23 protein-coding genes are annotated in these 25,014 nt (G+C 39.0%); 10 read left to right on the forward strand and 13 right to left on the reverse strand.

Features of this window, described 5'->3' with window-relative positions; translation table 11 throughout:
* Positions 1-33: 33 nt before the first annotated feature.
* A complete protein-coding gene (locus B4Z90_RS06725) occupies positions 34-1,659 on the reverse strand; it encodes a S8 family serine peptidase (protein WP_286754825.1) in 1,626 nt (541 codons plus the stop codon).
* A gap of 368 nt (positions 1,660-2,027) precedes the next feature.
* On the opposite strand from B4Z90_RS06725, the gene B4Z90_RS06730 reads away from it, so the two are divergent.
* Positions 2,028-4,070, forward strand: a complete 2,043-nt coding sequence (locus B4Z90_RS06730; protein WP_286777440.1) for a S9 family peptidase — start codon at positions 2,028-2,030, stop codon at positions 4,068-4,070.
* A 43-nt stretch (positions 4,071-4,113) separates the two neighbouring features.
* Here the strand turns inward: B4Z90_RS06730 and B4Z90_RS06735 are convergent, their stop codons facing one another.
* Entirely contained in the window at positions 4,114-4,377 is a 264-nt protein-coding gene (locus B4Z90_RS06735) for a hypothetical protein (RefSeq protein WP_046674987.1), read from the reverse strand.
* A 575-nt stretch (positions 4,378-4,952) separates the two neighbouring features.
* On the opposite strand from B4Z90_RS06735, the gene B4Z90_RS06740 reads away from it, so the two are divergent.
* The 3 genes from B4Z90_RS06740 to argC all read left to right on the forward strand — a co-directional run bounded on the left by B4Z90_RS06740 (position 4,953) and on the right by argC (position 8,131).
* Entirely contained in the window at positions 4,953-5,669 is a 717-nt protein-coding gene (locus B4Z90_RS06740) for a GNAT family N-acetyltransferase (RefSeq protein WP_070561978.1), read from the forward strand.
* 161 nt (positions 5,670-5,830) lie between these two features.
* The gene (gene argG / locus B4Z90_RS06745) at positions 5,831-7,015 is read left to right on the forward strand and encodes an argininosuccinate synthase (RefSeq protein ID WP_070561980.1); all 1,185 of its coding nucleotides are present in this window, start codon (positions 5,831-5,833) and stop codon (positions 7,013-7,015) included.
* 102 nt (positions 7,016-7,117) lie between these two features.
* Positions 7,118-8,131: an N-acetyl-gamma-glutamyl-phosphate reductase gene (argC, locus tag B4Z90_RS06750; RefSeq protein ID WP_139144907.1), complete on the forward strand. Its 1,014-nt coding sequence runs from the start codon at positions 7,118-7,120 to the stop codon at positions 8,129-8,131.
* Between the two features lie 273 nt (positions 8,132-8,404).
* Here the strand turns inward: argC and B4Z90_RS06755 are convergent, their stop codons facing one another.
* The 4 genes from B4Z90_RS06755 to B4Z90_RS06770 all read right to left on the reverse strand — a co-directional run bounded on the left by B4Z90_RS06755 (position 8,405) and on the right by B4Z90_RS06770 (position 11,806).
* The gene (locus B4Z90_RS06755; RefSeq protein WP_286777439.1) at positions 8,405-9,091 is read right to left on the reverse strand and encodes a hypothetical protein; all 687 of its coding nucleotides are present in this window, start codon (positions 9,089-9,091) and stop codon (positions 8,405-8,407) included.
* A 10-nt stretch (positions 9,092-9,101) separates the two neighbouring features.
* Positions 9,102-9,824, reverse strand: coding sequence for an intradiol ring-cleavage dioxygenase (locus tag B4Z90_RS06760; protein WP_070561986.1), 723 nt, complete (start codon positions 9,822-9,824; stop codon positions 9,102-9,104).
* Between the two features lie 75 nt (positions 9,825-9,899).
* Positions 9,900-10,589, reverse strand: coding sequence for a LytR/AlgR family response regulator transcription factor (locus tag B4Z90_RS06765; RefSeq protein ID WP_286770656.1), 690 nt, complete (start codon positions 10,587-10,589; stop codon positions 9,900-9,902).
* A gap of 62 nt (positions 10,590-10,651) precedes the next feature.
* The gene (locus B4Z90_RS06770) at positions 10,652-11,806 is read right to left on the reverse strand and encodes a sensor histidine kinase (RefSeq protein ID WP_286801616.1); all 1,155 of its coding nucleotides are present in this window, start codon (positions 11,804-11,806) and stop codon (positions 10,652-10,654) included.
* A gap of 428 nt (positions 11,807-12,234) precedes the next feature.
* On the opposite strand from B4Z90_RS06770, the gene B4Z90_RS06775 reads away from it, so the two are divergent.
* Positions 12,235-13,527, forward strand: coding sequence for a DUF3472 domain-containing protein (locus B4Z90_RS06775; RefSeq protein WP_286770658.1), 1,293 nt, complete (start codon positions 12,235-12,237; stop codon positions 13,525-13,527).
* A gap of 105 nt (positions 13,528-13,632) precedes the next feature.
* Here B4Z90_RS06775 and B4Z90_RS06780 read toward each other — a convergent pair whose 3' ends face one another.
* On the reverse strand, positions 13,633-14,469 hold the full coding sequence (locus B4Z90_RS06780; protein WP_286710088.1) for a hypothetical protein: 837 nt from the start codon (positions 14,467-14,469) through the stop codon (positions 13,633-13,635).
* A 273-nt stretch (positions 14,470-14,742) separates the two neighbouring features.
* On the opposite strand from B4Z90_RS06780, the gene B4Z90_RS06785 reads away from it, so the two are divergent.
* The 4 genes from B4Z90_RS06785 to B4Z90_RS06800 are packed head-to-tail and all read left to right on the forward strand — an operon-like array spanning position 14,743 to position 17,069.
* The gene (locus B4Z90_RS06785) at positions 14,743-15,258 is read left to right on the forward strand and encodes an RNA polymerase sigma factor (protein ID WP_286710087.1); all 516 of its coding nucleotides are present in this window, start codon (positions 14,743-14,745) and stop codon (positions 15,256-15,258) included.
* A 41-nt stretch (positions 15,259-15,299) separates the two neighbouring features.
* Complete coding sequence (locus B4Z90_RS06790; RefSeq protein WP_286710086.1) at positions 15,300-15,989, forward strand: hypothetical protein; 690 nt, start codon at positions 15,300-15,302, stop codon at positions 15,987-15,989.
* 6 nt (positions 15,990-15,995) lie between these two features.
* Complete coding sequence (locus B4Z90_RS06795) at positions 15,996-16,517, forward strand: DUF4252 domain-containing protein (RefSeq protein WP_046674926.1); 522 nt, start codon at positions 15,996-15,998, stop codon at positions 16,515-16,517.
* A gap of 6 nt (positions 16,518-16,523) precedes the next feature.
* Positions 16,524-17,069 carry a DUF4252 domain-containing protein gene (locus B4Z90_RS06800; protein WP_083295802.1) on the forward strand — a complete coding sequence of 182 codons (546 nt, stop codon included), beginning with the start codon at positions 16,524-16,526 and terminating at the stop codon, positions 17,067-17,069.
* Between the two features lie 91 nt (positions 17,070-17,160).
* Here B4Z90_RS06800 and hemL read toward each other — a convergent pair whose 3' ends face one another.
* The 6 genes from hemL to B4Z90_RS06830 all read right to left on the reverse strand — a co-directional run bounded on the left by hemL (position 17,161) and on the right by B4Z90_RS06830 (position 24,391).
* On the reverse strand, positions 17,161-18,471 hold the full coding sequence (gene hemL / locus B4Z90_RS06805; RefSeq protein ID WP_286801618.1) for a glutamate-1-semialdehyde 2,1-aminomutase: 1,311 nt from the start codon (positions 18,469-18,471) through the stop codon (positions 17,161-17,163).
* Positions 18,472-18,558: 87 nt separating this feature from the next.
* Positions 18,559-18,951: a hypothetical protein gene (locus B4Z90_RS06810; RefSeq protein WP_286770660.1), complete on the reverse strand. Its 393-nt coding sequence runs from the start codon at positions 18,949-18,951 to the stop codon at positions 18,559-18,561.
* Positions 18,952-19,092: 141 nt separating this feature from the next.
* Positions 19,093-20,061, reverse strand: coding sequence for a porphobilinogen synthase (gene hemB, locus B4Z90_RS06815; protein ID WP_286777438.1), 969 nt, complete (start codon positions 20,059-20,061; stop codon positions 19,093-19,095).
* 90 nt (positions 20,062-20,151) lie between these two features.
* Positions 20,152-21,738 carry a hydroxymethylbilane synthase gene (hemC, locus tag B4Z90_RS06820; protein ID WP_286777437.1) on the reverse strand — a complete coding sequence of 529 codons (1,587 nt, stop codon included), beginning with the start codon at positions 21,736-21,738 and terminating at the stop codon, positions 20,152-20,154.
* A gap of 352 nt (positions 21,739-22,090) precedes the next feature.
* A complete protein-coding gene (gene hemA / locus B4Z90_RS06825) occupies positions 22,091-23,332 on the reverse strand; it encodes a glutamyl-tRNA reductase (protein ID WP_070562003.1) in 1,242 nt (413 codons plus the stop codon).
* A gap of 219 nt (positions 23,333-23,551) precedes the next feature.
* Positions 23,552-24,391, reverse strand: coding sequence for a hypothetical protein (locus tag B4Z90_RS06830; RefSeq protein ID WP_286767314.1), 840 nt, complete (start codon positions 24,389-24,391; stop codon positions 23,552-23,554).
* 221 nt (positions 24,392-24,612) lie between these two features.
* Here B4Z90_RS06830 and B4Z90_RS06835 point away from each other — a divergent pair, with 221 nt between their 5' ends.
* Positions 24,613-25,011, forward strand: coding sequence for a hypothetical protein (locus tag B4Z90_RS06835; protein ID WP_070562007.1), 399 nt, complete (start codon positions 24,613-24,615; stop codon positions 25,009-25,011).
* The last annotated feature ends 3 nt before the right edge of the window (positions 25,012-25,014 follow it).

Genomic DNA, 25,014 nt, shown 5'->3' on the forward strand with positions numbered 1-25,014 from the left:
AAGATAGTTTTGGTATAAAAAACGAGAAAATATTTATTTTTTCTTTTTGTTGGTATATTCTTCTGCTTTTATAATGGCGTTATAAGCATTGACGATTCCTCCGGTGACCGAGATGTCCGCTAATCGAACCGTTTTGGTGGCATCTTCACCAACCTTTATCTGTACCAGTTGGTTCGGCTTTTCCACCGATTCCATAATAATCTGTTTGGTTTCCACCGCGCTCAAATTGGGATAATAAGATCGAATCATTGCCGCCAGACCAGCGACAACGGGCGCAGCCATACTCGTGCCCTGTTCTTCTTTATACTTGGAATCTGGTACCGTTGAGTTGATGTGGACGCCAGGAGCAAAAACGTCGACCGTTTTTTTGCCATAATTGGAAAAATCGGCTAATAGTTCATTGTCCAAATGAAGACCGGTTGCGCCTACGGTGATCCATGCATTGGCAACTCCGGTGGTATCACCTTTTCCATCCGTATAATACTTCATTGGAAAATTAGGTTCTATATCGTTATCTTCACTGTCATTTCCTGCGGCATGAACCATCAATACATCTTTGGATTCAGCATATCTGATGGCATCGTCTACGGCCTGCTTATTATGGGCATAACTTTTCCCAAAGCTCATGTTCAGTACTTTGGCTCCGTTGTCTGCAGCGTAGCGAATAGCATTTGCGACGTCTTTGTCACGCTCATCACCATCAGGGACGAGTCTAACCGTGAGTATTTTAACGTTATCCGCTACTCCATTGATACCGATATTATTATTGCGTTTTGCACCGATAATTCCTGCGACATGGCTGCCATGTAATGCATCTGGTCCCTTTACGTCCGCGTTGCCATAATGGCGCTCTGAAGCATCTTCATAATTATCGCCAACAATAGGTCGAGAATCGTATGCTTTGTTTAAATGATAATCAACTTGATTGTTGAAATATTTTGCACCTTCGGTGATATCATCAAAAAATTTGGCAAAGCCGCCGTTGTGGATTTCATCCTTTGCATAGCCCAGTGCGATGCGTTGCGTATTTGTGGTCGCTTTGAAATTGTCTATGTCCTCCTGTGTGATATCCTCGGGCTTTTTACCTATTTCACGTACCACAGCGTCTATGTTGCGTTTGAGCGCATCGTACGAAAATTGACCCATTTTAGCTTCTTCTAGCTTGTTTTTATATTTGGCAAGCATTTTTTGATAACTAGCGAAAGCTTTTCGACCAGCTTCATTGAGTTCTGTTGCCGCTGTGATGTTTGCAAACTTTTCGTCCAGTATCCTAAGCTGTCTTGTCAGTTCAAGGTTGTCAAACTGAACATCTTCTCCATTGGCGTTTCCAATAAAGTTCCAGCCATATTTATCATTGATATAGCCATTGCCATCATTATCTATACCATTTGCAAGACTATCCTTCACATTGATCCACACGACATCTTTGAGGTCCTCGTGATAAACATCCACACCTCCATCCAATACGCCAACGATGACTGGAGTGGATTTTCTCCCTTTCAATAAAGTTTTATACGTTTTTTCGGTACTGATTCCCATCACCCCATCCGTTTTATAGTCCAAATTAAACCAATTTGCTGGAATGGTATCCGATTGTCCGAAAGAGATAAGTGGCAATGAGCCTAAAGCAATTAGATATAGTGATTTTTTTAAATTCATATGTAAATAATTCTTAATGAAGTGTCTGCTTTCAATGATTGCCATGAACGCATTCCACCTGGTTATTCTCTCCTGTGTGTTTTAATTTTTTTTCAAGAGCGTGCCTGCTCATTTATTCCTAACTATAGCAGAATAGCAAAGATAATGCTAATGCTTCTTCTGAACTGTTAATTTTTATTAAAAGTATTTATAATCCATATCTCTTATTAAACTGTTGACGAAATATCTTAAATTCAAATCTTTCTAGGAGGCTCCTGTTTTATGGGATGGTCCGGACAGCAGAATGAGAAAGCGTTTATATTAAATAGCGAATAAGAAAGCGAATGCAACAAAATAAAAAAATAGTTTGGCCTAATGTAATGGCCCCAATGGCAGCAGTTTACCCTCATGTAAGAAACATACATGATGATGCTGTGCGAGATGATTATTATTGGATGATTGATTACTTTAAAAAAGGAGAAAAAGCTCAAGAAGTTATTGACTATCTGGAAAAGGAAAACGATTACACCAGTTTGATGCTTCAGGATACAGTAGACCTACAGGAGGATCTTTTTCACGAATTGAAGTCCCGTATTAAGGAAAAAGACGAGTCGGTACCTTATTTCAAAAATGGCTACTACTATTATAGCCGTACGGAAGAGGGGAAACAGTATTTTAAATTCTGTCGGAAAAAGGGTACGCTTGAGGGCGAAGAAGAAGTGCTATTGGATGTAGATCAGCTTGCCCAAGGGCATGCATATTATACGGCAAAGGGATTTTCGGTTAGTCCGGATAATCGTTTGCTTGCCTTTAGTGTGGATACCGTATCCCGGAGGGAATATACCATATTTATCAAAAATATTGAGACCGGAGAAATTTATCACGACCAGATAAAGAATACAGAGGGGGCAGCGATATGGGGAAATGATAACCTGACGTTGTTTTATACGGCTAAAAATCCTATAACTTTACTTAGCGAGAGGATTATGCGACATACATTGGGCAGCGATACAAAAGCGGATGTGGCCGTGTATGAAGAGAAAGATAATACAAATTATATTGCTGTCGGGAAATCCAAAAATGGAAAATATATCATCATCAATTCTGAAGGGACATTGTCTTCAGAAATTTGGATATTGAATGCTGATTTACCGCAGTCGGAATTTCGCGTTTTTCAGCCAAGGATACACAATGTTCTCTATTCGGTCATTGCATTGGACGATCGCTTTTTAATTCTGACCAATGATGAGGCCATCAATTTTCAAATCATGCAATGTCCCTTAGATCGTACAGAGCGCGGTAACTGGCAGACATTCATCGATCATCGACCGGATGTATTGGTCAGCGATATTAAAGAGTTTAAGGGTTTTCTAGCTATTGCTGAACGAAAAAACGGATTGACTCAATTGGCAATTTATAATTTAAATAGTCAGCAACAGCACTATTTGGATTTTGGAGAAGTTACCTACACGGTATATCCGGCTATTAATGTTGAATACAACAGCGATAAGTTGCGATATGGCTATACTTCTTTAGTGACACCAAGCTCAGTCTATGAATATGACATGGCTAAGCAGGAGAAAGTATTGTTAAAGCAACAGGAGATTTTGGGTGGATATGACCAAGCTGCATATATCAGCGAGCGTGTTTTTGCAACGGTAAGAGATGGTATTCAGGTGCCGATCTCTATTGTTTATAAAAAAGGAACCAAACTTGATGGTTCAGCTCCATTGTTGCAATATGCCTATGGATCTTACGGGGCATCGATGGACCCCACTTTTTCGAGCAATCGACTGAGTTTGTTGGATCGTGGATTTATCTACGCTTTGGCACATATCAGAGGTGGAGAGGAAATGGGGCGGCAGTGGTATGAAGATGGGAAAATGATGCATAAGATGAATACCTTTTATGATTTTGTGGATTGTGGTAAATACCTGATTGATCGACATTATTGTACACCCGAACATCTTTATGCACAGGGGGGAAGTGCAGGAGGTTTGCTGATGGGCGTAGTCGCTAATATTGCGCCCGAGCTATATCATGGCATAATAGCTCAGGTACCGTTTGTGGATGTAGTGAATACCATGTTGGACGATACTATACCGTTGACTACAAATGAATATGATGAATGGGGCAATCCCAATGAAAAGGAAGCTTATAGTTATATGAAGGCCTATTCTCCATATGAAAACATTGAAGCAAAAGAATACCCCAATTTATTGGTCACAACTGGGCTTCACGACAGTCAGGTGCAGTATTTTGAACCAGCAAAATGGGTGGCTAAACTTAGGGCAACTAAAACCGGAGGTACGGTTTTACTTTTAAAGACAGATATGGATTATGGCCACGGTGGGGCATCTGGTCGATTTGACTACTTAAAGGAAATTGCATTGGAATATGCTTTTCTCTTTAAATTAGAAGGTCTTATTTGAAATTATACAAACGAACAATAAAAAAGCGGCATTCGCCGCTTTTTTATTGTTGAGCATGATTAATGCTATCCTGTTGTTTTTGTAAACGCTCTTCCCGCTCGATCTCTCTCGAGTCGATCTGATGCTGTTGATAATTGTCCATGGCCACTTTACTGGCTTTCTGCGATACGTAAATCGCTAATAGGGCAACAATAGTAATGATTGCTATTCCCCAGGCATATTTATGTTTGTCCTGTTTGACGAGCCAATACATAAAGATAATGTAAGGGACAGCAAAAATAAGATAGAAAATTAAACTCGGTGACATACTATTCTCCATTAAATGATCCCTACAAAAGTATTGTTTTTGACTAAAAATAACGAACCGATAGGAAAAACAACAATTTCAATTGATAAAGCCTTAAACCTTTATACGTTTTGTTGTCAAATTAATATCGCTAATGTGCGCGGTCTATTGCCGGCTTATTGCGGATTAATTGCTTGAAAATGAAGCTTACAACGCGGTTTTGATGGTAGATTGTAAATTTTTGATTTTTGCAAAAAATCAATTAGAATATTGTGGAAAAGAAAAAAATATTTTTATACATTTGCATCGTCAGAAACAATTGACAGCGCATTAAAAAATGAAACAGAACAAAAAGAACGATTATTCTTATACTCAAGCTTTTGAGAAGTTTATGAGGAAGGTCTTCTGTGCTTTCATTTTTGTAGAAATACCTGTTTTACGCCTCCGACGACCTATACTACCTCGGGCTTGATTTGAGGTAGTGAATCTTTCCAAGCAAGACCATGATTGTCCGATGGTTTTGAATCCATTATTTTAATTTATTTAGTAACAAAACACGACAGTAGTTGTTGTTTTATTATTAGGGTCGTAAGTCAATGACTATATCAGATTTTTTAATTATCCCGGCTAAACCTGAGCATGCACATTATGCAGAGGTTATTTGCGACGAAATGTTCGAGTCTGCAAAGGCTCGTGGTACTGGTATTGCGCGTCGTAAACCAGAATACGTTGCCAACAAGATGAATGAAGGTAAAGCAGTGATTGCTTTACATAGAGATGGCCGATGGGCAGGTTTTTGTTATATAGAAACTTGGGGGCATGGTGATTATGTTGCGAACTCAGGTTTGATTGTCAATCCCGAATTCAGAAAAGTCGGTTTGGCAAAAGCGATCAAAAAAAGAGTCTTCGAACTTTCCCGTGAGAAATACCCTAAAGCGAAGATCTTTGGTTTGACAACCGGGTTTGCCGTGATGAAAATCAACTCAGAACTAGGCTATGAACCGGTTCCATATTCCGAATTGACCTCCGATGATGAATTTTGGAAGGGTTGTCAAAGTTGCGTGAATTATGAAATTCTGATGAGCAAAGACCGTAAAAACTGTATGTGTACAGCCATGCTTTGGGACCCCGAAGAGAAAGAACGTGAATTGCGAGAGAAGATCCAGCGCAAGCATGAAGCGAAAGAACGCTTGGAAAGAATTACACAAAAACAGTCTCTGCTAAAGCGTATACAGGCGAAGTTTTGGAAATCGGCCAATAAATTTATTGCCGTCAATTTTCCGAAGCATAACAAAGTCGCAAAAGGATATTAAGCTAAAGCTGATCGATTATATTGAAAATAGATGTAACAGGTAACTGAAGACGTTCATAATAACAAGATCAGTTCAAGGTTCTCTCAACATAATAATAAAAAACCGAGTGAAACGAGCTTAAGTCAGCCGTTGAAAACAAACACTCATAAAATAACATTCTAATGAAAAAAGTAGTTTTAGCATTTAGTGGCGGATTAGATACTTCATTCTGTTGTATTTATCTTACACAAGATTTAGGTTTAGAAGTTCATTCCGTAGTTGTAAATACAGGTGGTTTTTCGGATGAAGAATTAAAAAATATTGAAGAACGTGCTTATGCTTTAGGTGTGAAATCACATACAGCTATAGACGAAACGGCAGACTATTACCGCGAAACTATTAAATTTTTGATTTTTGGCAATGTGTTAAAAAATGCGACTTATCCATTGTCAGTATCTGCTGAGCGTGTATGCCAAGCAACCGCAATTGCAAACTACGCAAAGAAAATTGGTGCTGAATGTGTTGCTCATGGATCTACCGGTGCAGGAAACGACCAAGTACGTTTCGATATGATTTTCCAGACCCTGATTCCAGGAGTGGAAATTATCACCCCAATCCGTGATCTGCAATTGTCGCGTGAAGCCGAAATTGAGTATTTGAATAAGCATGGTGTAGAGTATTCTGCTGAAAAAGCAAAATACTCCATCAATAAAGGACTTTGGGGTACTTCTGTTGGTGGAGCAGAAACATTGACATCCAACCAATATTTGCCTGAATCGGCATGGCCTACTCCAGTGACTTCTTCAGAGCCACAACAAATTACAATCGATTTTGAAAAAGGAGAGCCTGTGGCCTTAAATGGTGAGAAAATGGCTTCTGTTAAAGTGATTCAAGAATTACAGGCAATCGCTCAACCATACGGTATTGGCCGTGATATCCACGTGGGTGATACCATCATTGGTATCAAAGGTCGTGTGGGTTTTGAAGCTGCTGCTTCTGTCATTTTAATTAAGGCACACCATGCCTTAGAAAAACATACCTTGACCAAATGGCAATTGTCTTGGAAAGACCAAATCGCTGCTTTCTATGGAAATTATATGCACGAAGGCCAAATGCACGATCCCGTTATGCGTGATATTGAAGCATTCTTGCAATCTTCACAAGAAACAGTGACTGGCCGAGTGATTGTTGAACTTCACCCATACCGTTTTGTCGTCATTGGTGTCGAGTCTGAACACGATTTGATGTCCAATAAATTCGGTAGCTATGGTGAGATGAATAAGGGCTATACAGGTGACGATGTGAAAGGTTTCTCCAAAATTTTTGGAAATCAAACCATCATTTGGCACAAAGTGAATAAAAAATAAACCGTGTTTTGTGCCCTGTATTTTTTCTTAACGTAAAATTGATAAGAAAAAATACAGGGCATAATGGGGGACAACACATCCCTAAATTCTAAATTCAAAAAAATGATAAGAGTAGGAATAATTGGTTCGGCAGGATATACTGGTGGTGAATTATTACGTGTATTGATTTATCATCCTGAGGTGGAAATCGTATTTGCTAATAGTGCTTCCAATGCAGGAAATAAGTTATATGAAGTTCACAATGATTTATTTGGCGATACTGAATTGACCTTCTCTTCCGACTATCACTCCGCGATTGATGTCTTGTTTTTATGTGTGGGCCATGGAGATGCACGCAAATTTTTAGATGCAAATCCGATCGATGCATCCGTGAAGATTATTGATCTTTCACAAGATTATCGTCTTCGTGCGAATACAGCTTTCCAAGGGCACCAATTTGTGTATGGGCTTCCAGAACTAAACAAAGAAGCAATCAAAACAGCGCAGTATATTGCAAACCCAGGATGCTTTGCTACAAACATACAATTGGCTTTATTGCCATTAGCGAGTAAAGGCTTATTACCGGATCAAATCCATGTTAATGCAACGACTGGATCAACAGGAGCGGGGCAAAAACCGGGTGCAACCACGCATTTTTCCTGGCGTAACAATAATCTTTCTGCTTACAAATCTTTTGAACACCAGCATTTACAGGAAATTTCAGAATCTTTGGATCAGCTGCAAGCGGGATTTTTACCGGTGTCAGCAGGATCGTTGTTGGAACGTGCTGCAGCAAAAATTAATTTTGTTCCACAACGTGGAGATTTTGCCCGGGGAATTTTCTCGGCTATTTATGTAGACACCGATTTGTCTGAAGAGCAGGCCTACGCATTGTATGAGAGCTATTATGCCGCTCACCCTTTTACGCATATCAGCAAAAAAAATATCGACCTTAAGCAGGTTGTCAATACAAATAAAAGTATTATCCACCTCGAAAAGCACGGAAATAAGCTCCTTATTTTAAATGCGACTGATAATTTGCTTAAAGGAGCATCCGGTCAAGCTGTACAAAATATGAACTTAATGTTCGGTTTAGACGAGCGTACAGGATTAAACTTGAAAAGCGTTGGTTTTTAACCCTTTTTAGGATATTAAACAGCAATATTAACAAGTTGTGAATAACTTGGGAGTTCGTCCTGAAAGCGAAATAAGGTTTTCAACATTTTATTAATATCGTGTGGAAAAGTGAAGGGTAGCCCCTTCACTTTTTTTATGAATCGGTCTTTCGAAACGTACATTATCCAGTTATGAACAATGATATGTCGTTTTTCAAAAAAACGGACTCTTATGTCGACAGCCTATTGAATCAGAGTGAATTGATAGGTTGGACTTTGATGATGGATATTATTTTTAGAAACTCAAAACTACCAAAAGGCCAGTTGCTGATAAACATTCGATGTCCAAATTGTTTGAATATGGTAGATAAAGACCATCAAATGGATAAAGGATGCGTTCTTCAATTTCAAAATTACCATCTAACGTAAATGCAAATACGTTTTTGTGGTCTGGGCCAGTTTGTAATTCAAAATCATGTTTTCCAGCAAATGCACCGAAGTAGAACTGAAAATCAGTAGCTAAATCGGTGCCTACAGGATACATCTTGTTTTTCTCAAATGAAGATGTAAATGGAAGATCCACGATATGAGGTAGTGTAGGAGTGTGTATTGTCGAATTAAGTCCAAATTCTTGAAAGGTCACTGGGCCTTCAGTTTCGGACGATGCCCTTATATGAATTGCCGTACTATTTCCAGGATTGCATATTAAGATTGTCCCAACGGGTACCGTGTAGGTTTGGCCATTCATTGTTACAAGTAGATCCCCAATCAAAGGAATCAAAAGCGAGACCGTACCTTTATTGGTCGGGAGATCCAAAGAGCCTTGAGGCGCAACTTCCCAGTTATTGACCTGTTGAAGTCGACCAATAGCTTCCCGGTGAGGAGCAGCAAAGGAGCCATAATTGAGGGTGCTCCTGACTAAATGTGTTCCGGTAGATGTTTCCCCTCGCTGTTCCGCGATATAGATTCTAATATTCTGCATGATCAGGCTGTTAAGCATTAACATGAATCGTCATTTTCATTTGGAAACCTTCAGATAAGGATCCTGTGACCGTAGACATTTCTTTGGTAACACCATCGCTGAATACGTTGTCATTGGCATTATAGGTATATCCTGAAACACCTTTTTTGTAACCATAAGATGAACCTGTATTATTGACTTCAAGACACAGGCTATCTTGAAAAGCGATTTGTGTCACTAATAGCGATTTACCGGTAGCATCATATACATGGACGTGAATATGTGTTGCTCGGCCTTGATACCAGCCCGGAAAGATGGTTTGGAAAGAAACAAGTCCATTGGCATTGGTAACTTGTCTACCACGATACCAATTGACAGACTGATAGTTGCTGGATTGCATTTGTGTTCCACCATATTGCGAGTAATTACCTTCCACATCACAATGCCATATATCCACTAAGGCACCTTCTAGTGCCGCACAGTTATTATTTGTATTGACAATAGTAATTAAACCGAGCATATTAGCCCCAATACCATCACCTTTGCGTATATCTGAGCGGACATAACTTGAAGGTGTTTTTGTCGGAAAGGGGCCTTCGGTTTCAGATGGTGTCACACTACAGCTTGAATCGACATTGACGTCAGTGCCCTCGTCCGTGGTTGATGCGGTATCGTCTTTCTTGCAGGCTGCCCAGACCATTGGACCTGTAAATGCCAGCAATGATAAGGTTTTTATAAAATTTTTGCGTTCCATATCTCTTCTTTTTTATGAATGGAAGCAAGGTAGTGGACGGAGATGTAAAATAATGTTAAGTGTCGATAAAGAGGCTTATTGCATCGACGAATCACGTAAACATTTGATCACTTCATTATAGTACCCATCGCCGACTTTCAATGTGAAGTTGGGTAATTGTATTTTACGTTGTGAAAACGTAATGATGTGTTTGACCGCGATAACAAAACTGCGATGAATGCGGATAAACTGATTTGGCGGTAAACGATCCAACATGGCTTTCATCGTCGACAAAGTCAATATTGTTTTTCCTTGTATGAGATGAATTTTGATATAATCTTGCATGCTTTCCAAACACTCAATTTCATCAAGGTAGATTTTGATGCGTTGATATTCCACATTAACGATTAAGAAAGGGCGATGGCTCTGTGAAGCTGAACGTGTCATTGCCTTATCGATAGCCCGTTCAAAACGAGTGAAGTCAAATGGTTTGAGAAGATAGTCTACTGAATCAAGTTCAAATCCATCTATCGCATATTCTTTATGTGCCGTAGTGAAAATCAATAAGGGTCTTGGATTTAAGTTTTTTGCAAAATCAATACCGTTGATTTCGAGCATATCAATATCCAAAAAAATCAAATCAACACTGTTATTGGCGAGATACAACTTCGCTTCATGGGGGTTATTGAAGGTTCCAGCAAGCTGTATAGCGGGATGCTTTCCTGTGAACGTAGAAATAACACGAAGAGCCAATGGTTCATCGTCAAGAGCTATGCAAGTTAACATCGATTAAATTAAGATAGACTGCTTTATGTATACATAATCGTATAGCCTAATATAAAAACAATTTATGGAGAAATATAGAGGATAAGCTGAACAAAAAAAGAATGATCCTCCTGTTGGATCGTCAGGCGGTGCCTGTCGGCATAAAAATGTTCCAATAGACGTTGAACATTTTTAAGGCCTGTTCCTGTGCGGTGTTGTTCGGTTGACTGTGTAGCAATGCTATTCTTTACATTTAATGTGCAGGATGTTGGCGTTAGAATGACCTCAAAACTTAATTGGCAGGGCTCTATGGTGCTTAATCCATATTTGAACGCATTTTCAACAAAAGGAAGCAGCACAAATGCGTGTATCGTTTTAGGGTGTTCGAGCCCCGTATAGTGTTCACTGATCGAACAATTCGGGCCAATGCGTAGCTTTTGGAGATTGATAAAATCTTGTATAGCCTGGATTTCGATCTTGATGTCAATCGTATCACTGTGCCGTTCATCCATGTAATAACGCATTAATTGCGAAAGACGATGAATACTACTTGCGACGGCATCATCATTGGTCAGTGCCAATGCGTAAATATTATTTAAGGTATTAAACAAGAAGTGGGGGTGGACTTGCGCTTTTAAAAAGGAAAGTTCGGCCTTCATACGGTCTTGTTCGACCAATTGCATTTTTTGCTGCGTTTCCATCCAATAGGTTACGATTCTATAGAGCGCGGCAAGGCTAATAGTTAACAGGAAAATATACACAGAAGCGATATCGATAGGTTGTGGCCGTTGTCCCGGGGATTGCCCTGGACCTCGGTATGGGAAATGCCTAGCAGATGGTGGCGGTGGAAAATCAGGATGATGCCTAGGTGAAAATTCTCTGTCCCCAGGGGTCGGTAATTGTTGACGTACAATACGCATCAGCCGGTCAAAGGGCTGAAGATAGCAAGCTAGTAACAAACCTGTCAAAATAATGGAGATTCCGTAACTGATAAATTTTCGATGCTTTATGCTGTATGGAATCAGTACATAGGCATTGACATAAAATAGGATTAAAAAACAGCCTGTGAAAATCCAAAATGCCGGTGCAAAAAGTATTTCCTTAATTTCCAATTGACCGTTGTTAAAAAATAGTACTGGAAAGGATAAGAAAATAAGCCAGGCGAGTCCATGGATCAATATGGAGATTTGTTTTTGTCCTAAGATACGTTTTGATGTGCTATAAGCAGATTTGTCCATGGAGCTTGCTATTTTAGCTTTTATAAAAGGGGACTCTGATCCTAAAAATACACAAAAAGATTAGATCGTATTTTTAAAATGTTAAAATATACATCTCATTTTATAATAGATCATTTAATGGGAAAGGAGTGATGGTCAATTATTGCCGTTTTTTTACACAATCGATTGATATACATTTCCTTTCTTTTTCTGTAAATCTAAGCCTTATCTTCATCAAATAATCCAGTTTCACAAACCGATACCATCTTTATTCAATAGTAAAGTGCAGCATAAAGGTAGCTGATAAATTGAATTTCGGAACTAATAAAGTAGTCGGTTTCGCGAAGTATTAGAATGTAATAGCATCTCGAGTTTATGACGAATATGAATAACCGCAGGTAGTATAACTAGCTTAAGGTTGATATATAAATTGATAAAAAAAATAAAGTATGAAAAGAAAACACTTTATCCAGTATCTCTTTCTGGGAGCTTTATCCTGTCTTTCGATAAGCGGTATCGCACAGACAGCAGGGAAGACGTATGCCGTTCCTCTAGCCGGGAACGCTTTCATCACCGCAGGGCAAGCCGGTGATGCGGAAATTTCCGGTCGTAATGGCCTCGTAAAATGGTCAAGCAATCAGGAAGTGGCATCGGTTTATTTTCGGGCTCAGAAAGCAGGGAAATTGACATTAAAGCTGAAAGCGAAAAATGATGCTGGGAAATCTAAAATAGAAATTGACGCACTAGGGAAAAAAGCCGTTGTAGATGTTGAAGGAAATGAACTTGCCGAAACAGCTCCGCTGTCCATTGAAATAAAGGCTCCCGGTTATGTTCGGGTCGACCTAAAAGGAGTCAGTAAATCGGGCAGTAATTTTGCTAATGTGACAGAACTACTTGTTAGCGGTGAAGCCGCGTCAGAAGGACTTATCTATTCTGATAACCCCGACTATTACTACTGGTCCCGAAGAGGACCTTCCTGTCATCTTAATTATACCGTTCCTACGGAGGGCAACGTGAGTTACTATTATAATGAAGTTACCGTCCCTCAAGGCGAAGATAAAGTTGGTTCCTATTTTATGGCGAATGGTTTTGGCGAAGGCTACTTTGGTATACAGGTTAATTCAGAAACCGAGCGACGTATCTTATTTTCCGTATGGAGTCCATTCCATACAGATGATCCGAAAAGTATTCCAGATGAGCAAAAAATCCATCTACTAAAAAAAGGAAAGGATGTGCATTCGGGCGAGTTTGGAAATGAAGGGTCAGGCGGGCAGAGTTACCGCAAGTACTTTTGGAAAGCAGGTATAACCTATAAGTTTCTCTTGAAAGGTGTGCCCGATGGAAGAGGAAATACCGACTATACCGCCTGGTTTTTTGTACCTGAAGAGAATGCATGGAATGTGATCGCAAGCTTCAAACGTCCGCAGACAAACACCTACCTGAAACGATTCCATAGTTTCTTGGAGAACTTTAGTCCTAATCAAGGCTACCTGGGTAGAAAGGTTGAGTTTGGCAATCAATGGGTCTATGATGGGCAATGGAAAGCTGTACAAGCGGCTTCTTTCAGTGTGGATAATACCTATCGTGCAAATCAGCGCATTGATGCAATCGGCGGCATCAACAAAAACGGATACTTTCTTAGAAATGGTGGTTTCTTTAGTGACGTTGTTAAGCCAGGAAGTAAGTTTGAATTCCGGAATAAAAATAATGCACCAGAAATTGATTTTGACAAACTACCTTAATCAAAAAGGAATAAAGACGATGCCTTATTGTTGCTCAAAGTTTATCCTAAACAAAAAAGAGTCGCATTTCAATGCGACTCTTTTTTGTTTTGTACAGCTCTGGATTTATTTTTCAGACAGTTTGATATCACGTTCTACCGAAACATTATCTCCGGTAACAGCATTACCATCCTTATCTACTAGAGTCAATTTTACTTTATTGTTGCCCATTGGCAGGCCTTTTATCTCATATGGGCCCCATTTGTCCAATGTAAATGTCTGGCCATTGATATCTGCAATTACCTTGTTGCCATCTGGAGCAAGTTTGGTATTGATTACGTAAAAATCTAACAGGAGATTTTTTGTTTCATCTCCTTTATACTCACCTTTAGGTCGAGAATAGAAAAGTGATGATTCCTTTGGTGTTGCATCCGTCGTCAATTTACCCGTTGCATCAATCTTAAATTTTACCAATTTAGAAGCTTCAGTGGTTTTTATGGATTCATGATAGGATCTTGATAAAAATGAGAGCAGGTAATGTTCCGAATTTAACGGTACTGTTACAGAGTTCTCGGGCTTGTAGAGAGCCGTGTAAGGTTTATTGTCTAAAATAAAATGAATATGTTGCCCATCATGCGAATTTGCCATATGGGCAGCATGGGCATCATCGGTCATCTCCGTTAATTTGAAATTCTTAATCGCATATTTTACAGTTACTTTTGCGGAGTCTGTTCCTACCTTTTCTGCAGTGATCGAGGCGATCTGCAGATCAGCTCCAGGAAATTCTTTCGAGTCTGCAATAGGACTAACGGTGATTGAGTCCATTTTCTGTGCAGTATTTGTGTCCATACTGCTGCTTGAGTCAGCTCCACCTGTACTTTTCGTAGATGAGTTGTTACACCCGATAGCGCCTACCATGAGCGCTACTGCAGCAGTAATACCGATAATTCTGTAATACTTCATAATTTTTTTGTTTAATTTTTTAATCATTCAGCATCTTAAGTAACAGTCTATGTTCCTATTTTGTTTGTAATAAGGTTAAAAATAGGCCGTTTGGGCTACTCATTGAAGTTTAATACACAGTGAATTAAATATTTTTAAAAAAATAGTCATATTAGATGTAATAAATCGATAAGCTGAAATGTCTTGATAATATAAAAGGCACAGGTGATACGGAGATGGGGCAAAAGCCGATTAGAAGATTAAAATAGCGTAAGTCTCAATATTGACGATAACATGAACCAAGAGCAATTTAAAAATACCGTTTTCATCCATAAGGATAAGCTATTTCGCTTTGCGAAACGGATCTTGGTTGATGATGATGAGGCTTTTGATGCGGTACAAAATGTGATGATGCGGTTGTGGCAATTAAAAGATCAGCTGCTTCAATATAAAAATATGGAAGCCTTCTGCATGCAGAGTGTTAAAAATGAAGCGCTCAATCGTCTAAAAAAAGATAAGGTTAGGGCAGACTTTGTTGAGCAGCATCAGGTTGTTACCATGACGGAACATACTGTTGGGAATACGAAAGAAATTATCCTTGAAATGATCAATTCCCTTCCCGAAAAACAACGGCTTGTTATGCATCTGCGCGATGTTGAGGATTATGACATCGATGAAATCGGTGAAGTATTGGAGATGGGCGAGTCTGCGGTAAGAGTTAATCTGATGCGTGCTAGACAGAAGGTAAAAGAACAATTGACAAAATTATTCGATTATGAAACCATGAGGATTTATTCTGATAAGAAATAAACCCGATTGTTTCATCGTCTTTGAAAATAAGATGAACAGTGATGAAAGATAAGAAATTAAAAGAATTGGAAGAGAAGTACTTTAATGGCCAGTCGTCATTAGAGGAAGAAAGAGCATTGAAAAGCTCGGATGATGCTTTTTTTCAATCATTGAATCAGGAAAAGAATAGGACAATGGATTGGTCCTTTGAGGACTTCCAAAGTGAGATCAATGATGATAAGAAACGTATTATCTGGTGGAATAATAGCTGGATAAAATATGCAGCAGCAGCCATGTTGTTAATGGCTATTGGAATTGCACTATTCCTAAATCAGGAACCAACAACGCGAGTACCTGTACTTGCCGAAAAGGAAATGAAAGAGCTAAAATCCGCGGACAAGAAGCTGATCGAACAACAAAATGAAGAAACGGTAGTTTCCAATGCTAATGATGGGACCCCTTCGGTGGAAAGCGGTAAGACGTTACAGATCGCAGAAACGCTCAAACATTCTAAAGTTAAAAAACGAGCGAAGGCATGGACTGAAAAGAAGAAAATAGTTGCTGAAAGTCTGCAATCAGTCGAAAGTGAACCCTATCAGGCAGATTATGTGGTTTTGAATGGGAAACCTGTCGCGAACGAACAGGAAGCTGTTGAACTGACCCTAAAATCTTTAGGCTTACTGGCAAATAATCTGGAAAATGGTGTAGATAAAGCAATGAATATAAAACAAATGTCAATAACGATTAACTAAAATAAAATGAAAGGTTTTTTAATAGCTTGCCTTCTACTTGTAGCAAGTATGGCAAATGCACAAATTTCAAAATTGGATAAACTTTTTGAACAATATCAAGGAAAGAAAGGTGTGACAACACTCAAAATCGGGGCGCCGATGTTCAAGCTATTGGGTAATTTGAAAATAGACGATGAGGATATGCAGACAATTACACCACTACTTAAGAATGTTAAATCGTTGCGGATGCTGATTGTTGAAGATGGGGAGGATAAAGCCTTAACAGGTATTATTCAAGGGGCAGTTTCAAATTTAAAGTATGAAGAACTCATGTCGCTCAATAATGAAGGTCAGGATATCCGGTTCATGGTCGAAAATATGTCTGCAAATGCCGACATCTTAAACAATCTGTTACTAACGATCAACGGAGATGGGCAAAATCTATTTATGATCCTTGACGGGGCTATACCGTTGAAAGACGTGACTAGCTTGGTCAACGAAGGGAACAATAAAGTGAGTAAGAATAAAGGTGATAACAACAAAAAGTAGAAGATTATGAAAAGATTACTAACCTTGTTGTGCCTAGTTGGCGTTCTTTTCTCCATGCAGTCATGCATGATAAAAAAAGCCTCCAATATGGATTTCGTCAGCCGGTCTAATGTATCGGACGACGCTGAGATTGTTGCCATTAATTTACCGATGTGGTTAACAAAACCCTTTATGAAAAAAGCCTTAAAGGACGATAATGATGAAGAGTCTCGTGCAATGGCTGAAATTGTAAAGAAATTAAAGAAGTTCAGAATGCTGACACTTTCAAATAATGACAAAACGAAGAATGCACGGATTTTGGACGATTACCATAAGTTTTTGAAGAAGAACAAATTTGAGGAATTACTGGTTATTAACACGGATGGACAGGAGATTTCGCTGAATGCGCGTATTGATAAGAATAATGTTATTCAGCGGGTTTCTCTACTCGTTCATGATAACGAAGATGAAAGTGTTTTTATGGATATCAAAGGTAAGTTTTCATTGGATGAACTTATTGCCGGACTAAATAAGATGAAATCTAAAGATAAGAAGCTGGCAAACAAACTCTAATAAGCACGTTGATTCGAGCCTATACTTCCACTAACCTATAAAAAAAGCCCTCTAGTAATATACTGGAGGGCTTTTTTATAGTAGTTTGATTTTATGCACTAAAGACAATGTCTAAAGCATCGAAAATATGTTTTTTTGCCTGGTCAAGATCCGCTGCTGTATGTGCATCAGAAACAAAGCCTACTTCATGGCCTGAAGGACCAAAATATACGCCACGATTTAACAATTCGCGGTGCATAATTTTATAAGATTCCATCGATTTAGGATCGATTTCACTCGCTTTTTTAATTTCGTGCTGTTCTGTGAAGGCAAACCAAAAAATAGAAGCCACATGGAAAAGTTGAACTTTATATCCTTTCTCCGCAATATAAGTACGCATATCATTGACGAAAGCTTCTGTTTTGGCATTTAAATTTGTGTAGAAATCCTTTTGTGCCAAGATACCTAATGCGGCAATGCCGGCAGCCATAGCAACTGGATTTCCGGATAAAGTTCCGGCTTGGTAAACTGCACCATCAGGAGATATACAGGCCATCAATTCTTTTGAGGCTCCATAGGCACCAACAGGCATTCCGCCACCAATAATTTTGCCGTAGGTAATAATATCTGGTTGTACGTCATAGTAAGCCGAAGCACCTTCAAAACCAATACGGAATCCCGTGATCACTTCATCCATAATCAACATTGCACCATGTTCTTTGGTGATATTACGTAAGAAGTGAACATATTCCTTAGATTGCAACAATAAGCCATTGTTTGCAGGTATACCCTCAATGATAACTGCGGCAATCTGATCTTTAAATTCTGCAAAAGCAGCTTCTAAAGCTTGCTTATCGTTTAATTCGATAACAATGGTTTCGTCTGCAAATGCTTTAGGTACACCAGCCGATGATGTCTCACCAAAAGTGACCAAACCAGAACCCGCTTTAACCAAAAGAGAATCGGAGTGGCCATGATAACAGCCATCAAATTTGATGATCTTATCACGTTTCGTGTAGCCTCTAGCCAAACGGATTGCAGACATTACGGCCTCAGTTCCGGAACTGACAAAGCGAATTTTCTCAATAAACCTATTGTTTTCGATAATCAACTCAGCCAGTTGGTTCTCCAACGCAGTGGGAGCGCCAAAACTTAAGCCTTTCCCGAGTTGTGCCGCTACAGCTTCACGAACTTGATCATTATTGTGCCCTAAAATTAAGGGGCCCCATGAACAACAAAAATCGATGAATTCATTTCCGTCAGCATCCCACAGGTGTGCTTTATCGCCACGCTCAATAAATAATGGGGTACCATATACGGATTTGAAAGCCCTAACAGGAGAGTTTACGCCTCCAGGGAAATATTGTTTTGCTTTTTCAAATAGCTCAGCAGATTTTGCTCTTGAAATATCAGGTGCTTGCATAGTCTATGTATTTGAATGCGAAGTTATCTTTTTTTAAGAAGATAAGTCTCATAGAAACGTAAGGAATCCATAATAGCCTGATATTAGCTATTTAAATTGAGTAACAGCTTCTTTTTTTAGCAATTTTATTTCCTGTTTATTGACAAACAGGATAATCTCATTTGCTGACTTAATTTCAATCTCAAAAGCCGTCTTGTTATCACTATATTTTCCAAAAAGATTTGGACTAAAAAAGTAGCCACTAAATTTTCTGCGATTTAATATAGCAATGCTATCTACTTTCTGATGAATTGAGGTCTGGGGACCCTGAGGGTTTGAATTTGAAAAGGTAAATAAGGCGTCACCATTCTTATTAAATGTGATTGATTTCAGCTTAGCGTTGTCCGCAATCCAATTGCCTTCCAAAAAGAAGTAAAAGGTAGTTTCATGTATGGAGGGAGCCGATAAAAGGAAACTGCTGATTATGATACTTTTTAACATAATAAGGCGCATTATAATTTTCTGTTTGACCGCAATGTCGTAAAAAGGTTTAAATAATATTTTAAAAAAACAGAAGCTCGAAAATGAATTCCCGAGCTTTTGTTAGTTAAATTCCGATTATCGAAGATAATCTGGAAGTTGTTAAATAAAACCTTTCTCCAATACTTCTTTGGAGTGGTAGGATAAGATTGCTGTAGCGCCAGCACGTCTGAAGCTCAATAACGTTTCTAGGATGACACGTTCGTCTAACCAGCCGTTTTGAATTGCCGCCTTTAACATCGCATATTCTCCACTGACATTATATACTGCAATTGGTAGATCGAAGTTGTCTGCAAGAAGTTTAACGATATCTAAGTAGGGAAGTCCTGGTTTCACCATCAGAAAATCCGCTCCTTCCTGTGCGTCGAGCTGTGCTTCAATAAGCGCCTCTTTTGCATTGGCAGGATTCATCTGGTAGGTCTTTTTATCGCCATGCTTGGGTGCCGAGCCTAAGGCATCTCTAAAAGGACCATAATAGGCCGAAGCATATTTTGCCGTATACGACATCAAAGAAACGTTAGTAAAACCATTATTGTCCAATAGCTCACGGATGTAACCGATGCGGCCATCCATCATATCTGATGGTGCAATGATATCTGCACCTGATTGTGCATGTGCCAAGGCCATTTTGCCCAATACCTCTAATGTCTCATCGTTTAGGATCTCACCGTTTTCGACAATTCCATCGTGCCCGTCACTGCTGTAAGGGTCCATGGCAACATCCGTTACGATACAAGCCTCCGGAAAATTTTTCTTTACCGCAGCAATTGCACGTAAGTATAAACTTCCATCACGGTAGCTTTCTGTAGCATATTTGTCTTTTAATGACTCTTCAATGTTAGGGAAAAGATCAAATGAACGTAAGCCCAACTTCAGGCAACTTTCCACTTCCTTCAATAGATTGTCTATTGAATAGCGATAGATGCCTGGCATCGATTTAACCTCAGTTTTTTGATTTTGCCCATCGACGATAAAAAGTGGGAAAATCAAATTTGACGCGTCTAAACGTGTCTCTTGAATCATGTCGCGAATCACGGCAGATTTACGATTTCTTCTCGGACGTTGTAACATTATATTAAGATTATTTATGATCTATGTTGTTTATTTCAAAGTCAGTGGAATCGTTTACCGACGTTGAAATACAAACTACTTTATACGATTCTAATACTCCAATCCAAAAACGGCTTCAGAAAGACCTATTTCATCTGGAGAATAAGGAAGTGCATAAGGGACATTCATCTCATCAAACTTTGCACCGGTAGAGCGGCCAATACAGATTACTTTTTGGCCTGGTTCCAGTAGGTTGTCTGCAAAATATGCTTCCACATTGCTCGGACTGGTAAAGACCAATACCTCCGCATTGGATGGATCTACATTTTCTTCTAAGACCGTTTCATATACCGGTATATTGATAATTTTTGTCTCCGGGCTTAATGCTTTTTGGATCGTCTCCAAAGATTCCTTCGCACGTGGTATAAGCACGGTACCATCATTGGCCAATTCAGCAAATTTCTTCGCAATTTCCTCCATATTGATGCCCTCACTGTCGCCAGAGAAATCAGCAACGCGGTCATATTTGCGCAAAATCTCTTCCGAGCCACGGCCAATGACACCAATCTTGGTCTTTTTGCTCAAACGTGGCTCTAAATTGAAAAAGTGCTCAATACCATTCTTGCTTGAAAATATAATCCAATCCACGTGTTTTAGGATAAAAGGATCCAATTTGTTGATGATGGGGAATATTTTGATCAAAGAGCGGCCCTCAATAGTAATATTGTGCTTGGCCATTGCTCTTGCGAAATAGGAATTTTCGTCTACCTCCCGGGAAATAAATACAGATTGTGGCAATTTTCTATCCTTTGCATATTTGCTGAAAATACGCTCCGCTAACCGCGTCGCATCGGTATCTCTAAGGTAAACACGGTCAGGAAAATCTTCGCTTGTGTCAGCAATAGAGGCCCAAGCTTCGTATTCATCACCGCTTTTACGGCAATAACAGCCTAATGGCGCATGACATCCCGCGTCAAATTTATTTAATACCAAACGTTCTACGGAGATTGTTTTTGCTACTTCTTCATTGTTTAAGGGCTGTAAAGCGTCAAAAAGTTCCTTGTCAACTTCACGGATCTGAATAGCAAGTACTCCTTGCGCCGGTGCCGGGATAATTTCAACAGGAGGAATCTCTTCCACATGAAAATCTGTAATATCCATTTCAATACGGCTAATACCTGCCTTTGCAAGTACGATAGCATCGTATTGCTCATCACGTAGCTTCTGGATTCTTGTCTGTAAATTACCACGGAGATCGTCAAATTCTAGATCCGGACGTAGCGCCGAGATCTGCGCTTTTCTACGGTTGGATGATGTCCCAACAGTCGCATTGTGTTTTAATGAAAGACGTTTTTTGATATCCACACAATCTTTGTGGATAATCAATAATTCAGCGGGATCTTCACGCTCAGAAACCGCTGCAATGATCAATCCCGGAGGGTTGACCGTAGGTAAATCTTTGTGTGAGTGTACAGCTAAATCAATGGTCCCGCTTAAAAGCTCCTCTTCAAGCTCTTTGGTGAAAAATCCTTTGCCTTCTAATTTATCCAAACGAAGGTGTTGAATGATATCCCCTTGTGTTTTAATGACTTTTAATTCTGCTTCAATTCCGATTTCTGCCAATCGATCTTTTACAAAATTTGCCTGCCACATGGCAAGAACACTTCCCCGGGTACCAATAATTAGTTTTCTATTCACGTTAATTTTACTTTACCTATTAAAACAATCACAAAATGTTCCCCCAGTAGCGACGTATTCAACTAGCACAGCATGTGTTTTAATTAAATTGAGCCCCGGAAATAAACAATTTCGGAAAAATGTGTTTAATACCATTAATCAGAGCAAAAATAAATAAATAGAAGGAATATGTTGACACGTTACTGTCATTATATGTCAGGAAATAATTGACAAACCGAAATTTAAAGAAACAGTCAAAGGATAGCTCCGGGTGACGGGCACAGATTCATTCCGCTAATAGGCATTGGTACAAAACCTAGGGAAGCAACAAAAAGTAATAGAATATAACGCTGTTCGAAGAGGAAGCTTAGTATTAGTTTTTTTCCGTTTCTGGAGTTTTAACCAAAATTTCTTTCGCCATAACCATTGGAACCTTGATGTATTTCTTTTCCATGTAGTTGATGACTTTTTCCAATACTTCTCTCGCTTCAGGGGTTAGGGCTTGAACCTCTTGAGCAAAAACCTCATTTAGCGCAAATGATTTAATTTCTTTAATCTTTTCAGGAACCTCACGCATAGCAACCTCTACACGTCGCTGTTTGATTAAAGGTAAAAATTCTTGGATATTGTCCTGTATAATCTTTTCGGCACTCTCCAATTCGTTATAACGCTCTTGGATGTTTTTCTCCGCAATAGCTTGTAAGCTGCTTACTTCGATATAATGAATCGGATTGTTTTGGAGAACTTCAGCATCAATATCATTCGGAACGGCTAAGTCAATGATTATTTTCTTATCCGTTTCTCCGTTTAATAAGGATTGATAAAGTGTGTTGTCAATAATGGAGGTCGGAGCACCTGTGCAAGTAATTAAAATATCAAAGCCTTCTTTGTACTGATCAATATCAGCTAGGGGATAAGCTTCAGCATTTAATTCTTCGGCTAAGGCCTTTGCGTTCTCTATTGTGCGGTTGAAAATAACGAACTTAGCTTTTTGGTTCTTTTGGAAATATTTCGCTAAGTTCTGATTGGTTTCTCCAGAACCGATAATGACGATTCTAGGGTTTTCAACCAGTTTTAGTTCGCGCAATTTGCGATAGGCAAGCGAGACAACGGAAATTGGGTTTCTGGAAATTTTAGTATAGGTGTATACTTCTTTAGCCGTTTTTACGAGACGATCCATCATCAGACGTAGAAAATCTCCAGTAAAACCAGCTTCTCTACAACGATCATAGGCCCGACGTACCTGTGCCAAAATTTCTTTTTCACCAACAACAAGACTTTCAAGTGAACATGACATCCGAAGCAGGTGGTTTAAAGCATCCATACCCTCGTATTTGTTGACCTGTCCTAAATAACATTGTAGTCTCTCCTGAGGAACACAGAAGTTCAATTTTCCCATAAAATCAGCAATGAATTCATGGGTCAATTCGTGAGCACCATAAAATACAAACTCTACTCGGTTACAAGTACCAATATAAAAGATCTCTGGAATGTCTAGGCTATGCTTTAGATTGATGAGGCGACTTTCTAAATCCTCATTGCAGATCACTAGATTACCTAGATCTTTTAGTTCGACATGTTTATGAGTAAACGCTAATACTTTAAGATTTTTCAAAGCTCTAATCCCTCGCTTATATTTAACGGTACAAATGTAGCTTAAAAGCTTTGTGCTTGTGTCAAAAATCTGTCAAAGGGATTAATTTAGAAAGATTTTAAATAGCTGATTTTGATGGTTATATGTCTGTAATTCAGGTGTTTGTTTTGCGTATCAATATCGAATGATTTTCGTCACGATCTGTCGTGACGAAAATTTTAAGCGATAAAATACGATAAACTACTCTTTAATACCTGTATTTGTAGTTGCAGAGTCGATGGTGACATCTTGCAATTCTTCCACATAAGGCTCCTCTTCAGAAGTGGTAGCTTCCTGAATTTCACTATCACTGTATTGGTAATAGCTGTCGAAGGTCTTGCTGCTTTTATTGTAAATTAATGCGTACTTGGAATTTTTATTCTTGACAATAATTCCATCAGCAGGAGCAGGTACTAACTTCATCTCATCCATAAAAATTTTTTGTCCCTTTTTGAAGCTGTTGATGAGTGGCAGTTCGCTTGAATATTCCTTCCAGAATAAAATATCGCCTTTTGCTGAAATGATCCAGATGGCACTGCTCTGGTAGTCGTTCTTTTCTACCAAAAAAGCCATTTCTTTATTCCAACTGTCTGAATCGTTGCGATCGGTAAAGTTACCATAACAGAAAACAGATTTAGCACGATCTTTTATGCGTGTAAACTTGTATATAGGTTTATCATCTACAGGTTCAAGGTAGTTATTACCCATGAATATCTTTGTAATACCCCTTCTATAGCGTAACGGGATATTATCGTATTCGGGAATCGTGAAGATTGCATTGTTCCAGTGTTGATAGTCTTCCAGTGAACTCCAACCATCAGCATCTTCCAGATCTTTGGGATCTGCATTGTCAAACCCTACAACAGCTGTCGCGGTACTATCCACCTGCAGGCCGTCGATAGCTTGTCGATGGCTATAGTTGTAATATCCGCCACCCGCTAGGACAACCAATAGCACGACGCCAATAATGATATAGATCTTTTTCTTTTTATTAGGCTGTGCAGGTTGTTCTGCTGCGATTTCTTCAACTTCTCTTTTCATGTTTATTATTCGGCTTAAATGCTAAAAATTATATTCATCTCTTTTAAACAAGTGAAAACCAGATTTAAATGATTGATGATCTTTGGATTAGTCTTGTTTTTTATTTGTTCTAAGCGTTAATTGCGCTTAAAAATAGAATAATTTTTCAAAAAGTGAAATACAAGTTATATATGTGTCAATATTCAACTTATATTCGTAGCAGTTTTAAAGGAATTTGAACCATGATTATTATCAAAAAATACTTTGCCATTGTTGGACTAGTCATTTCTTTTTTGTCCAGCATGACACCATTCTTAAAAGTGCCTATTAAGGGAAATTGGAACTTATATCAGGTAGATGCCTACTTGTTCTTTATTACATTACTTATACTCGGGGTGACTGCCCTCTTGTTTTTTGTCCGTGCGGTTCGAGCTTATCAGTGGATGACCCGAGTGGCCGCCTGTTGGTATCTGTTGAGTATAACAGCGGTCTGGTTTAAGATCAATAATTATTTCGGCTGGGGATTTGCCGATAAATTGCTTTCTAAATCCCTGCACATGCGCTGGGGCTGGATTGTCTATTTGGTTGGCATCGTACTATTATTGTTGAGCACCAAGAAGGTTTCTGCGACAGCTGAATAAAAT

It is taken from the genome of Sphingobacterium sp. UBA5639 (assembly GCF_002421245.1).
Classification (GTDB): Bacteria; Bacteroidota; Bacteroidia; order Sphingobacteriales; family Sphingobacteriaceae; genus Sphingobacterium; species Sphingobacterium multivorum.

Excerpts from the sequence above, each read along its gene's own strand:
- B4Z90_RS06725 (WP_286754825.1), bottom strand. The coding sequence starts at position 1,659 with ATGAATTTAAAAAAATCACTATATCTAATTGCTTTAGGCTCATTGCCA.
- B4Z90_RS06730 (WP_286777440.1), top strand. The coding sequence starts at position 2,028 with ATGGCAGCAGTTTACCCTCATGTAAGAAACATACATGATGATGCTGTG.
- B4Z90_RS06735 (WP_046674987.1), bottom strand. The coding sequence starts at position 4,377 with ATGTCACCGAGTTTAATTTTCTATCTTATTTTTGCTGTCCCTTACATT.
- B4Z90_RS06740 (WP_070561978.1), top strand. The coding sequence starts at position 4,953 with ATGACTATATCAGATTTTTTAATTATCCCGGCTAAACCTGAGCATGCA.
- argG (WP_070561980.1), top strand. The coding sequence starts at position 5,831 with ATGAAAAAAGTAGTTTTAGCATTTAGTGGCGGATTAGATACTTCATTC.
- argC (WP_139144907.1), top strand. The coding sequence starts at position 7,118 with ATGATAAGAGTAGGAATAATTGGTTCGGCAGGATATACTGGTGGTGAA.
- B4Z90_RS06755 (WP_286777439.1), bottom strand. The coding sequence starts at position 9,091 with ATGCAGAATATTAGAATCTATATCGCGGAACAGCGAGGGGAAACATCT.
- B4Z90_RS06760 (WP_070561986.1), bottom strand. The coding sequence starts at position 9,824 with ATGGAACGCAAAAATTTTATAAAAACCTTATCATTGCTGGCATTTACA.
- B4Z90_RS06765 (WP_286770656.1), bottom strand. The coding sequence starts at position 10,589 with ATGTTAACTTGCATAGCTCTTGACGATGAACCATTGGCTCTTCGTGTT.
- B4Z90_RS06770 (WP_286801616.1), bottom strand. The coding sequence starts at position 11,806 with ATGGACAAATCTGCTTATAGCACATCAAAACGTATCTTAGGACAAAAA.
- B4Z90_RS06775 (WP_286770658.1), top strand. The coding sequence starts at position 12,235 with ATGAAAAGAAAACACTTTATCCAGTATCTCTTTCTGGGAGCTTTATCC.
- B4Z90_RS06780 (WP_286710088.1), bottom strand. The coding sequence starts at position 14,469 with ATGAAGTATTACAGAATTATCGGTATTACTGCTGCAGTAGCGCTCATG.
- B4Z90_RS06785 (WP_286710087.1), top strand. The coding sequence starts at position 14,743 with ATGAACCAAGAGCAATTTAAAAATACCGTTTTCATCCATAAGGATAAG.
- B4Z90_RS06790 (WP_286710086.1), top strand. The coding sequence starts at position 15,300 with ATGAAAGATAAGAAATTAAAAGAATTGGAAGAGAAGTACTTTAATGGC.
- B4Z90_RS06795 (WP_046674926.1), top strand. The coding sequence starts at position 15,996 with ATGAAAGGTTTTTTAATAGCTTGCCTTCTACTTGTAGCAAGTATGGCA.
- B4Z90_RS06800 (WP_083295802.1), top strand. The coding sequence starts at position 16,524 with ATGAAAAGATTACTAACCTTGTTGTGCCTAGTTGGCGTTCTTTTCTCC.
- hemL (WP_286801618.1), bottom strand. The coding sequence starts at position 18,471 with ATGCAAGCACCTGATATTTCAAGAGCAAAATCTGCTGAGCTATTTGAA.
- B4Z90_RS06810 (WP_286770660.1), bottom strand. The coding sequence starts at position 18,951 with ATGTTAAAAAGTATCATAATCAGCAGTTTCCTTTTATCGGCTCCCTCC.
- hemB (WP_286777438.1), bottom strand. The coding sequence starts at position 20,061 with ATGTTACAACGTCCGAGAAGAAATCGTAAATCTGCCGTGATTCGCGAC.
- B4Z90_RS06830 (WP_286767314.1), bottom strand. The coding sequence starts at position 24,391 with ATGAAAAGAGAAGTTGAAGAAATCGCAGCAGAACAACCTGCACAGCCT.
- B4Z90_RS06835 (WP_070562007.1), top strand. The coding sequence starts at position 24,613 with ATGATTATTATCAAAAAATACTTTGCCATTGTTGGACTAGTCATTTCT.